This window comes from Hymenobacter mucosus (genome assembly GCF_900188255.1).
Taxonomy (GTDB): Bacteria; Bacteroidota; Bacteroidia; order Cytophagales; family Hymenobacteraceae; genus Hymenobacter; species Hymenobacter mucosus.
In genome coordinates, this window is sequence record NZ_FZNS01000024.1 from 1 (window position 1) to 11,425 (window position 11,425).

The 11,425-nt window shown below is 53.7% G+C and carries 13 protein-coding genes; 8 read left to right on the forward strand and 5 right to left on the reverse strand.

All coding sequences use genetic code 11. From position 1 onward, the window contains the following. Together CHB83_RS24025 and CHB83_RS23175 are read right to left on the reverse strand one after the other, a co-directional pair. On the reverse strand, positions 1-210 hold a 210-nt coding region (locus CHB83_RS24025; RefSeq protein WP_218823229.1), incomplete at its 3' end, for a hypothetical protein. 74 nt (positions 211-284) lie between these two features. Continuing rightward, entirely contained in the window at positions 285-1,259 is a 975-nt protein-coding gene (locus CHB83_RS23175) for a replication initiation protein (protein ID WP_089334510.1), read from the reverse strand. 524 nt (positions 1,260-1,783) lie between these two features. On the opposite strand from CHB83_RS23175, the gene CHB83_RS23180 reads away from it, so the two are divergent. From CHB83_RS23180 to CHB83_RS23195, 4 genes are all read left to right on the forward strand, one after another. Continuing rightward, on the forward strand, positions 1,784-3,589 hold the full coding sequence (locus tag CHB83_RS23180; protein ID WP_089334520.1) for a type IV secretory system conjugative DNA transfer family protein: 1,806 nt from the start codon (positions 1,784-1,786) through the stop codon (positions 3,587-3,589). A gap of 458 nt (positions 3,590-4,047) precedes the next feature. Then, complete coding sequence (locus CHB83_RS23185) at positions 4,048-4,617, forward strand: BfmA/BtgA family mobilization protein (protein ID WP_089334511.1); 570 nt, start codon at positions 4,048-4,050, stop codon at positions 4,615-4,617. Then, positions 4,617-5,531 (forward strand): DUF5712 family protein, encoded by a 915-nt coding sequence (locus CHB83_RS23190; RefSeq protein ID WP_089334512.1) that lies wholly within the window; start codon positions 4,617-4,619, stop codon positions 5,529-5,531. The genes CHB83_RS23185 and CHB83_RS23190 overlap by 1 nt, the downstream gene beginning before the upstream one ends. Positions 5,532-5,669: 138 nt before the next feature. Next, entirely contained in the window at positions 5,670-6,809 is a 1,140-nt protein-coding gene (locus CHB83_RS23195; protein WP_089334513.1) for a BsaWI family type II restriction enzyme, read from the forward strand. On the opposite strand, the gene CHB83_RS23200 is transcribed toward CHB83_RS23195, so the two are convergent. Then, entirely contained in the window at positions 6,799-7,866 is a 1,068-nt protein-coding gene (locus tag CHB83_RS23200) for a DNA-methyltransferase (protein WP_089334514.1), read from the reverse strand. The two genes, CHB83_RS23195 and CHB83_RS23200, sit on opposite strands and share 11 nt — an antisense overlap. 247 nt (positions 7,867-8,113) lie before the next feature. On the opposite strand from CHB83_RS23200, the gene CHB83_RS23205 reads away from it, so the two are divergent. Beyond that, complete coding sequence (locus tag CHB83_RS23205; protein ID WP_179225629.1) at positions 8,114-8,671, forward strand: hypothetical protein; 558 nt, start codon at positions 8,114-8,116, stop codon at positions 8,669-8,671. Continuing rightward, entirely contained in the window at positions 8,631-8,822 is a 192-nt protein-coding gene (locus CHB83_RS23210) for a hypothetical protein (RefSeq protein WP_089334516.1), read from the forward strand. Before CHB83_RS23205 ends, CHB83_RS23210 begins: the two co-directional genes overlap by 41 nt. 175 nt (positions 8,823-8,997) lie before the next feature. On the opposite strand, the gene CHB83_RS23215 is transcribed toward CHB83_RS23210, so the two are convergent. Then, positions 8,998-9,651 carry an outer membrane beta-barrel protein gene (locus tag CHB83_RS23215; RefSeq protein WP_089334517.1) on the reverse strand — a complete coding sequence of 218 codons (654 nt, stop codon included), beginning with the start codon at positions 9,649-9,651 and terminating at the stop codon, positions 8,998-9,000. Between the two features lie 75 nt (positions 9,652-9,726). Between CHB83_RS23215 and CHB83_RS23220 the strand changes: the two genes are divergently transcribed. Both CHB83_RS23220 and CHB83_RS24000 read left to right on the forward strand, forming a co-directional pair. Further along, positions 9,727-10,053, forward strand: coding sequence for a hypothetical protein (locus CHB83_RS23220; RefSeq protein WP_089334518.1), 327 nt, complete (start codon positions 9,727-9,729; stop codon positions 10,051-10,053). Positions 10,054-10,171: 118 nt separating this feature from the next. Continuing rightward, entirely contained in the window at positions 10,172-10,654 is a 483-nt protein-coding gene (locus CHB83_RS24000; RefSeq protein ID WP_179225630.1) for a hypothetical protein, read from the forward strand. A gap of 43 nt (positions 10,655-10,697) precedes the next feature. On the opposite strand, the gene CHB83_RS24005 is transcribed toward CHB83_RS24000, so the two are convergent. Beyond that, positions 10,698-11,425 (reverse strand): hypothetical protein (locus CHB83_RS24005; RefSeq protein ID WP_089334519.1); only part of this gene is annotated, 728 nt, incomplete at its 5' end.

The window sequence follows — 11,425 nt, forward strand, 5'->3', positions numbered from 1 at the left end:
CTTCTCAATTCTTTGATAAATCTCAAGAAATGTCTTTGGTCTTCTGAAGAACTCCTTTCTTAAAAGAAGATTATTGTATTCTAGCGCACTAAAGAAGGTTATGGCCTTCTTGTAAATATTGCCCTTTGTCTCCCCGAAATTGACTGGTAACTTTTTCACATCGATGTGAGAAATTATCTTGGACACGTTCCCCTTAGTTATGTAGGGCATAACAAACTGCTATATATTTCTGATTAGAAGCGAAAAGATAGAGGACGAAAGCCTATAAACTCCTAAAATGCTAATTAGCGAGCTTTAGAGGGCTTGTCAAACAGTGGTCCATTGCTGGCTTTCTTGATTCCTAGGACAGTAAGCAGCAGGCCCGAGAGGGAGTGAGATTTGGTGTACTTGCCGGTTTTCAGGTCGTGGGCAAACTTATTGCAGGCGGCAACGTGCGCCGGACTGCCTAGAATTTGTGCAACCAGTTCGGGCGTAGTGATGCTCAGTTGCGCGAGCAAGCGGCCGGCGTTCTCAACCTGGTGCGCGGCCACTCCCGGCAGTGGGTTGGCAGTAGCCCCCAGGTCGGGCAACGTGGCCACCACGTCCACAACTTGCGGCTTTACCGTGAAAACCACGTTTTTGAAGGCGCGGCCCTTCTTTTCTAGTGTGTAGCTGATGCTAAGGTCCGTGTGCTCGTTGATTTGCCTGACTGCAATATCCAGCACTTTGGTTTTGAGCATGGTGACCTTGGTGTATTCCTCGTTGCCCTTCGCATCGACTAGGCCCAGCATTTTCTTGAATTCCAGTAGGTCGAATTTCTTGGTTTCGCCCACGTCTTTCCACTGGCTGCAAAGCGTGTAGATGCGTTTGGCGTGCTTGCTGGTGAGGCGCAGCGCCGAGAGCAGCTCGAAGCTAGTGAAGTTGTTTTTGAGGTCGAACAGATACGGCCGGATGGATTCGGACAGCTTCATTTCAATCCGACCTTCCCCGGTCATGTATTCGATGTGCTGAAACATCCAGAGCTGCTTGTAGCTCTTTTCCGTCATAACCTCAAACATTCGGGAGCCCATTCCCTCCGTTGCTTTGCGTAAGTAGTTGTAGGCGTATTTCTTGCCGGTGATTTCGCTAAGGTCCTTTACTACAATCTCATATAGTCCGGTTGTGTCATCCTTCCGCAGCTGCGAGAGCAGGTAAAAAAACAGGTCCATTTGCAGCTCGCTATACTCGTAACGGGCCGTTGTAATGGCGTTGTGATGACGGACTTCTAGGGTCTGTTTCATAATGTCTAAAGCTGCTGCTTACCTGATTACAGACCAAAGGTAACCATAATTAGCAACCGTTTCCTTTCGTAATGTCTTTCCGCGAATCAAAGGTTTCCCTTTGACGAATCAAAGGTTTCCTTTTCACGAATCAAAAGTGTCTTTTCACGAATCAAAGGTTTCCTTTCACGAATCAAAGGTTTCCTTTGGGGCTTGTATTTATCTAATGATCAATTAGTTGTGAGCCCTACAAATAGAACAAATAGCTCAAATGACACAAGTTGTGATTCGCGCGAGGATAAAGGCTTTTAGAACTTGGTGATGGGCGATATGGCGCAGCCCAAACAAAAACAGCAAAGTCCTAGAAGCCAGTAATTTGCAAATATTAACTAAAATATATATAATTGGTAATCAGTAGTATATGTTAGCACAAAGCCCCGATTTGGTGCCTGCTTTGTGCTGAAAAATGCCCCCTTAGACAGCCCTTTTCTCGGTATTTGTACCTTCCCGGCCGTATTACTACCCCATTACGCTACCGAGATGCTATGGCTACCTTCTTTCATTGGTTATTCGTCCTGTTAGGGGCGCTTTTGTTTGGTTTTATCACGCAGCTCGTGGCCGGCAAACTGGAACGAGCACTACCCGCTGTATCTCGCGGCCTTTACCGAGCCATTGGCCTACGGGAGCCCCCAGACGAGCCGTTTGATTCTTTCGGCCGGTTTGTCGGGTTGTTCCTGCTCGCCGGTATCGCCTCCACCTGGCTAGGGGGGCTGGCCACGCTGCTGCTGCTGGCCTGGTTGGGGTGGAACCTCTACCGCAGCGTTTCCAGCCCCCAGGGCGCCGCGCAGACCGCAGGCGGGAATCAGCCGCTGAATTTCGTGCTGCGCACCACCAGCGGCCCTGTTGTGCGCTTAGGGAACCCGTTCCGGGGCACCTTCATTGCCGGCGGCGCGGGCAGTGGCAAAAGCAAGTCGATTATTGAGCCCATCCTGCAGCAAGCGGGCGCGGCCGGCCTAACGGGCGTCGTGTACGACTTCAAATTTCCCACGCTGGCCGAGGAAGTAGCCGGCAGCTACGCCGGAAGGGCCGTAACGCCCTACTTCGTCAACTTCACCGACCTGAGCCGCAGCCACCGAGTAAACCCACTGGCCCCGCAGCTGCTGGCCACCGCCAGCTTTGCCCGCGAGGCCGCGGCCACCATCATCACCAACCTCGACGCCAAAGCCGCCCAGCAGCGCAATTTCTGGATTCAGTCGGGCGAGGTGCTGCTGGCCGGCTGCATCTGGTATTTGCGCCGCAACCACCCCGAGCAGTGCTCCTTGCCGGCCGCGGTCAGCATGATACTGGAGAGCGACGCGCCGCAGCTGCTGGCCACCCTGCAGCAGGACGAGGAAGTGCGCGGCCTCATTGCTTCGATTGCCAGCGCCAGCAAATCGGAAAACACCATTGCGGGCGTCTTCTCGACCATTCAGAATTACCTAGCCGTACTCAACACGCCGGAGATTTTTTGGGTGATGAGCGGCGACCAGGTGCCGCTCGACCTGAACCACGAGCAGACGCCGGGCGTCCTGGTGGTGGGCAACGACCCGGCCCTGAGCACGACCTTTTCCCCGCTCATTTCCCTCATCGTGGCCACGGCCATCAAGCGCCTGAACCAGCAGGGCCGCTTGCCGAGCCTAGTGCTGCTCGACGAAGCGCCGACCCTGTTCATTCCCAACTTCGCCCAGATTCCGGCCACGGCCCGCAGCAACAAATTGGCCACGGTGTACGCCGTGCAGGACGTGGCCCAAATGGAGGCGCTGACAAGTCGGCAGGAATCGGAGATGATTCTGGCCAACCTAGGAAACCAGTTTTGGGGCCGCACCACCAACACGACCACGGCCGAGCGGGTGAGCAAAATGTTCGGGAAGGTGGACAAGGAATATCGCTCCACGACGTCGGGCAAAAGCAAGAGCGACCCCCTGAATATTTTCAAGCCGAGCACCCGGACCACGAGCACCAGCGAGTCGGTGAGCATTCAGCAGCGCGACAAGTTGGAGGCCCAGCAGGTGATGCGCTTCGACGTGGGCGAGTTCGCGGGCCTGGTGGTCGAGAGCCGCCGCCCGGAGTTCCGCGCCACCTTCCGAGCCGAGCCCAGCAAGGCCGTAAAAATTGCCCCGTTCCAGGAAGCCGGCGCCGCCGAGGTAAGCCAGAATTTCGCCGCCATCAAGGCCCAGGTGCGGGCCATCGTGAGCGGTCCGGCCAGCCCTAGCCAGGAGCCCGAGCAGCCGGTATTGGCCAGCTCAGTGACGACCCCAGCACCAGGCCACCCAACCAACGACGAGGACGAAGGGCCGCTAGCTGGCCTGTAGGATAGACCGGAAACTGGAACAGGGAGGTAGTACATTTTGGAGAGCCGGGCAGGTGCTGGCCGCCTCCTGGTCACTGACCAAACCTATCTTTTCGACCAGAAAGTAGCCAGGGAAGAACCGCCTAGTAAATCTTAAAAGCTAAGCTGAGGACAGGCCAGGACGCAAGGGTAGCCGGAAGGCAGTACCAGGTGCGGAGCGGCTTTTCTTCCCTCTTGTTCTGCTAGCCTGGTCAATCGGAATCGGGCAACGGCAACCCCCAAACGGCGCGGACGTACCCCTACTATCGTCGTTCTGGAACAGAAGCGAGCAGGAACGCTATTCGCTTCGCTTCATACCGTTCCGCTCTACGTTATGTAGTTGAAAATCAAACAAAAGGGAAAATATAACGAACTCATAACGAGTACATACGTATGCAAAACACTGACTATCAGTAGTGATTTGAGTTCAAACCCGAGTTCATGGACAAGACGATACGCGCCGATGAAGCGGCTTACGAAGGCTTCCGGCAGCTGGCCAAGGAGTACCAGCTGAGCAACCCCGAGCTACTGGCCGTGATGGTGCAGTACTTCCGGGTAACCAAGGCCGACCCCCGGCAACCCACCGGCCCGGACCTGACCAGCAACCTCGCCAAAATTACGGCCAAGCTGGCCGACCTCGACAAGCGCACCATTGGATTTATCCGCGAGCAGGAGAAGACCTACTTAAAGCCCATTCTGGCCGAGGTGCAGGCCGTGCACAGTTGGACCAGTGCCCCCATCGGGATGACCGAGCCCCAGCTGACGGACATGGAGCAGTGGCTGACGGCGGTTGTCCGCAAAGGCTTCAAACCCGAATACCGGCACCCGAACCTGCTGAGCAGCGCCGCCCCCAGCTACGACGCCTTCCCGGAGCTGGCCCCGCTGCGCAAGGTGTTCACGACTGTACTCGGCCGCGAACTGAACCCGGCCCAGTTCATTCCGCGAGCCCCCGCGCCGGCGCCGGCTACTGCCACCCCACCGCCCCCTTCACCTCCCACCCAGCCCGCCTAATGATTGCCAAAATCCCTAGTTCCGGCAAGGGCTTGTCCCAGCGCACCGGCAGCTGCGCGGGCCTGGTTGCCTACTTGGAAAAGGAGGTGCAAGGGCAGTGGTTCAGCCTCGACCGCGAGGACGTGCCCGCCGCCGAAGTCACGCAGGCGCTCGACCGCAACAAGCGTAATCTGAACCGCGACGCCGACAAGTACTACCAGGTGATACTCGCCCCGAGCCAAGCCGAGCTGCGCCACATTGACAGCGACCCGGAGAAGCTGAAAGCCTACACCCGGGCGGCAATGGAAGAGTACGCGGCCAACTTTGGGAAAGGCATCGAGGGGAAAGACTTGGTGTACTTCGCCAAGGTGGAGCACGAACGCACGACCGGCCCCCAGGACCGGGCGGTGCAGGTGGGCGACGTGAAGCGGGGCCAAGCCAAGGAAGGCGAGCAGACGCACATTCACGTCCTAGTCAGCCGGACGGAAAACCTAGCCCGCTACACCGAGCGCAAGCAGGCCGGCGAACTGGACCGGAAGAACCCCTATCACCTGAGCCCATTGACCAACCACAAGAACACCGAGCGCGGGGTAGTAACGGGCGGCTTCGAGCGCAAGCAGTACTCGGAGCGGGTAGAGCAGGCCTTTGACCAGGCGTTCAGCTACAAGCGGCCCCTGGTGGAAACCTTCCGTTATGCTCACACGATGCAGCACGGTACCCCGGAGCAGTGCGCGGCCTTGCGGGCGCAGGCCATGCAGGAGCAGCAGCAACGCCAGGCGGTGCAGCAAGCCGCTCAGCAGCTGGCTACTGAGCAACGCCAGCAGCTAATCACCCCAGCGTCAGCGGAACGCACCGTGCAGCCGGAACAGCAACAATCAAAACCCGAGCAGCCCCGAATACCTGAGCACAGACGAAGCCGAGGCATTGGAATGTGATGTTTGCGTAAATGATATAGAGCCGAATACGTGCTTTTTATAAGGACGGGTGATAACTGTAAATTGCTGTAATTGAACAGATAATGTACAATAATATTCCACTTTGGGATGTGATATACTGGCGCTCACTTTTGTCGGATGCGCTCAATACACGACCCTCGTTACCATCTTATAACTGCTGCTCTAAAAGAGATTCGTGAAAAGAAAGGCCTTACGCAAGATGAGCTAGCCGCTAATCTTGGCAAAAAGCAATCCTATGTCTCTAAAGCTGAGGGTAATGAGCGGAGACTAGACTTGCTTGAGCTAAGTGAATGGTTAATTGGCCTAGGAATTACGCTTAAGGACTTCCTGCAAAATATTGGGTGGCTATCTGAAGAACTATCAGTGGCCGTGCCAATAAAAGGCCAAGCAAGCCAACAGGGCAAGGATGTAGTGCAAAAGATGCTATTGCAGGGCAAAAGCTATGACGTTGTTCTTAAAAACGTTGCTCTGGACAAGTACTTGGAAGTAGAGGAGTTTATCTCCAACAAGTTCTTGGCTCTGAATGAGCCCAAAAACAAGCAGAAGAACAGGGAAGCAATATTTGAAGCAATAGAATTTGCTGTCAAGAAGCTGCCCAAACTCAATCCAAGTGATATCTATGTTCACCTAGTCTACCGAGCTTATATCAGAGACTATAAGAGGACCAGGGCTGAGCAAAGTTGGGTGCGTGCAGGCGGAGAGGCTATGGAGATATTTGTTGAGAAACATTATTCCAAGTTGCTCGCAGCTGAGGGTATAACTATAAAAGCGCTGCTATCAGGAGCAGAGAAGGCTAAAGCATTGAAAGAAATGGGTTTAGAGGGAGTTGTGGGTGACTCTAAACTTGACATTGCCTTATATGGTACTCACAAAGGAAAACAGGTGATTTTTGGCGGTATTCACAGTAAAGCCTCACTAGCAGAAAGAGTCTCTGATGATGTGCCATGCAGCGTAGCAATGATGGGACTTGGCTTGCAAAGCATCCTGTTGACGTTTGATGCAAAGTCCTACCCACCGCCCCAAGGGAATTTGGTTACTATCGGAGAATTCGGTACTACCGACAACCCCAGCGATAAGAGGCATTACATAGAAAGCCACGGCTCCTTTGATGTATGCTTCTCATACAATCTACATACCTATCCCAGCAAGCTGCCCACTAAGAGCGGCAAGCAGATATATGTTTCAGACTTTGGCCCAGACGACCCCCTTCCTCAATTCATAATTGATGGATGGAAAGCATTTAAAGCTAAGCTGTAAACAAAGGAAGTTGCTGTAATTCAGATTCTTGAATAGGTTCTGATTCGCCCTTGGCTGCCAACTTCTGCTGCTTAGCTTCTGCTTTGCTTTTGGCTCTCTCTTGAGCTTTGGCCTTAGCTTCAGCCTTGGCAGCTGCTTTTGCTTCAGCCGCTACTTTTGCCTCGTTATCAGATTTTACCTTGGCTGCTGCTTCTACTATCGCTTCCGCAGCGTATGCCTCGCTTAGCTCTTTGATACGGTTCGTTCCGTAGTCAGCATTTTCCGGGTCCAGTTCGAACCCGATGTAATCAAAGCCCTTAATTACAGCAGCGGCAGCAGTGGTACCGCTACCCATGAAGGGGTCAAGAACGATTCCTTTTTCCATACCACTTGCCTCGATACAAGCGATTGGCAAGCTCAAAGGGAAGACGCTAGTATGCTTTTTAACTACTGATGGGTCAGCTTTCAAATCCCAAACGGACGGAACAGGTGGAGTTACCCGGAACACATGCTGTTCAATCTTGGAGAAGATATAGATGGGTTCATGCTTCCGGTGTGGACGCCGGCAGTTCCCTTCAGGCATAGCTTTTCGCTTTGACCAGATGACCTCCCCCCGGAAGAAAATGCCCTTATCGCACATGTTTGTGATGATTCGATAAGGCAGCGCAAGAAGGTTTCCGTATTGCAACCAACCATCTTCTTTGCGGATAAACGGTTTGCGCTGGCCACGCTGCTTTGTATAGGCTGAGTTCTCTGGATTCAAGCCTTTGCCATCGGCGCCAAGGGAAGAATACTGACGGTCATCTAACCGCCAGTTGATAGGGGTATTATAAGCGTCTCCGATATTTAGCCAAAGAGTGCCTTCAGGCTTCAGTACCCGCATTACCTCCAAGAGAATGCGAGACACATTATTCACGTAATCACGAGGGTCTACTTCAAGGCCTATTCCCTCATCGCCACGTTGTCCCCAATAAGGAGGGCTTGTTATGGCAACGTCCACGCAGTTGTCCGGCATTTGCTGCAAAGCAGCTAAGCAGTCCTGGTTGTATATTTTATTTGGTTCAAAGGGACCAAGCATCTTCTAAAGTCTAGTGAGGGGTTTGTACAAAAGTAAATTAAACCATCATGCCCCCCTACCCAAAGGTAAAGTGACGTCGTAGGGGGCGAGTTCTAACAGAAGTTTCAACACATCCTTTTTTGAAGCCTTTATTAAGTCTATAAACCCCCTTTTTACCAGCTAAAAGGGGCTTTTTTGCGTATAACAGGGTATGACAGGTACCCGCAAAAGACAGATGCAGCGGCAGTTTTGCCGGCATCATTACCCGGTGAAAACCTTCCGGGGCGACCCCACCCGGCCCGCCTACACCCTGTACAGCTGGTGGGACTATCCGACCTACTTAGCGGCCCTGAACGAGCTAGACGAGTTGCTGGAACAGTGGCCCCACAACCGGGCGCGCACGGTGGCGTTATTGGCCGCGCAGCAGGCGTTCTATGAGAACGGGGCCCCGCATTGGGCCGAGGGACTGGTACACGCCGAGGACCGGGAAAACGTGCACGGCTGGATGCTGCAGGAGCGCCGATGGGCGCGGCGGCGCGACCCAGAGCGTGCCGCCCGCTATGTCGAGCACCAGGCGCTGGCCGAGGCCGCGCTAGTGGAGAGCCAGCGCCGTAAGCAAGGCCCACCCACCGGCAAAGGGCCACACCAAGCCCCGCGAGCCCCCCAGCAGCCGAAAGCCCTGGTATTTGCCCGTCGCACAGCCCCGGCCGAACAACCGGCCCGCCATCCGCCCCCGCTACACGGCCGCGCAGCTGCAGCGCGACCCGCAGGCCTACCAGGCATCGGTGCAGGAGCTAGACGCACTGCTGGCGCGCTGGCCCTATAAGCGGAACCGGATTCTGTACCTGCTGACCGTGCACGAGGCGTTGGCCCAACACGACGACCAAGCGCCCGACCCGCAGCGCCTCACTTGTCACGAGCAGGCCGAGCGCGAGGCCCGCAGCTGGTTGGAGTGTCGAAAACTCTACCCGAAATAAGAGAGCCCAAATCGGAAAAATACCACGGCCAGGCGGTGGGGCCGTGGGGGCAAAAACCGGTGCGATTTCCAGAAGTGTCCGAGAACCGTTTTTATGTTAATCAACTTTTCCCAGGAACCAGCGGGAAAAAGAACCACCCCACCACTACCCCCAAAATCCAGTTTTACTAGTCCTCTTACTGACCGAGATAGTACCGGATACCTACTCCGAAGTTTAGGAAGAACCGATCACTGAACTCGTAGAAGGAATCAGTGACCGCCACGTTGGCCAGACCATCTGCCGTTACCTCTACTCGGGGTAACAGCTCGTACCGCGCGCCCAAGCCAAGGGTGAAACTGCCTCGGGTAACGGTGTATCGTTCATCGGCTAAGAAGGGGACTTGACCAGCGGGCGTAGAGGACGAGGTGAAGTGAGCCGCAGTATGCAAGAGGGTAACGCCCCCCAGTAGGTCGCCCCGAAAAGGCCCGGCCGGGTCCGTAAACGTGTAACGCGCCAGCAAGGGTACTATGAGTGTCGTGCTGCGAATGTTGTATTGATACACGGTTAGGCCCTCACTGGGCGAGGGCTGATAAGACTGCGAATCGCTATCGTTACGCCAATTGAGTGCGGCTCCTGCTTGTAGTGCCCACTGGGGAGTAAGTTGGATGCCTACGCTAAGCGAGGGGCCGGGATGACGGAGGCGGTTGTAGGAACTAGCTGGCGCATAACTCAAGGCAGAGGCTCCTACTCCCAGGTAAAAACGCGGCGAGGTAGCCGCTGGGTTTGTTTGGGCAGAACTGGTGAAAGCGAAGCTGATAAGGCAAATAACTAATAGGAAAGACTGACGCATATAGCTAGCAACAGGTTATTTTTCGAAGAAAGTTAAGAGATACAACCCAGTTCCACTAACGCCCTCTCGCCTACCATGTACAAGATACAGCTAGCCGCCCAGGGAGCCCCTGGCCACGACCCACGCACCAGCCACTTGCGCCCAGTCATCGAGTACCTGCTGGTCCAGGGTAACCGCCCGGCCCAGTGGTGGCACGAGGATGGGTGGCGGTCCGACCCGGGGGGCGAGCTGCATTACGCCTTTACTGAACCCATCGATGCGGCCCAGCTGCGCGAGCACTTTGCCTTTCCGGACTCTATCCAGGTGCAGGATGATGGTTCGATTCGGGACAGCCTCAACCGGGTGGATATTTGCCACGACCGCCCGCATGGTCCCCTTAGCTTTGATTTGCCCACACTATAAAGGGCAGTTGGTTAGCTAGTTGGTAAGTGATAACTAAACCGAGTGTTTAGTTATACAAAACGAATTGGGGGATTTGTGACTAGATTAGCCGTGCAACAAAACGTCTAACAAAACCGCCATGCAGCCCCAACCGGACGAAACAAAACTCGGGTTAAGTACAACACTTGCCCAAAGTGCCGAAACAAAACCCGAGTTGAGTATAACACCGGAAGAAGTAGGCGAAACAAAACCCGAGTTAAGTATAACACCTGCCGAAACGGCCGCAGAGGGGGCGAAACAAAACGAAACAAAACCCAAAACAAAGGGGGGGAGGCCCCGCAAGGCTCCCGATACGGGCGTTTGGGCTGTTCGGGGAGTCGATTTGGAAACGCGGGCCATCGTGGAGAAAACCGCCCAGCGCGCCGGCAAGACGATGGGCCAGTTTGTGAATGAGGACGTGCGTTCCTTCTGTCAGGGCCAGCTCACGCAGTCGCAGTTACCCGCTAGCCCCCGCGACTTGCAGGTGCAGGTGGAGCAGCTGACCCAGCTGGTCGAAGGCATTGCCGCCCGGATGGCTGAGCCCGCCCGCAAGGGCTTTTGGCAGCGTGTGTTCGGCAAATAGGATAGGAGCCATACGTTTGCCCAGCACTACTTGACAAGATTTCTCAGGAGTAGCAATGAGAGCATTTTTTAAAGCCCAAAAGCTCTAAAAACTCGCCCTCAAACGCCAAATCAGGGTTGAAATAAATCCTATAAAAATTTCTTAAATGCTTGATGATAGGAATTTTATAGGTTTCAGAGAAGTGTGTCAAAAACTCTCTTACCTCAGTATCTGAAAACCCCGTTTCGTTATTCTGAATCGGCTTTTGATTATAAGGTGGAAAAGCTAAAAATGATAACCTCATAAACTGGTTCATCATCATTCGCTTTGCAGGCGTGCTTTTCCAATAAAGCTGTTCAGCTTCAAGCAAGAGCTGGTTTATGGTTTCCTCGAGTTCGGGTAGATTATCTATATCTATGAATTCAATTCCAGTGTTTTTGTAGTCAACAGGTTTGAGGTGCGTTTCTAGAGCAAAAGCCGCAGTCATTTTAATGTAGAAAGCTTCGGGATTTCTGTCGAGCAACTCCTTGTTTTGAGCAAAGAATGTCCTAAACCGAAGTACCTGTTCCTTTCCTTGTTCTTTGATTTCGATGGGAATTTCGTACGAATCAAAATTTGAATTTAATCTAGGGCAATCAAGTGCAAAGTGATAGGCTGGAGTACCTCCTTCATAAGTGTAAGTATAAGTATCTTCCTTCTTCTCAATTCTTTGATAAATCTCAAGAAATGTCTTTGGTCTTCTGAAGAACTCCTTTCTTAAAAGAAGATTATTGTATTCTAGCGCACTAAAGA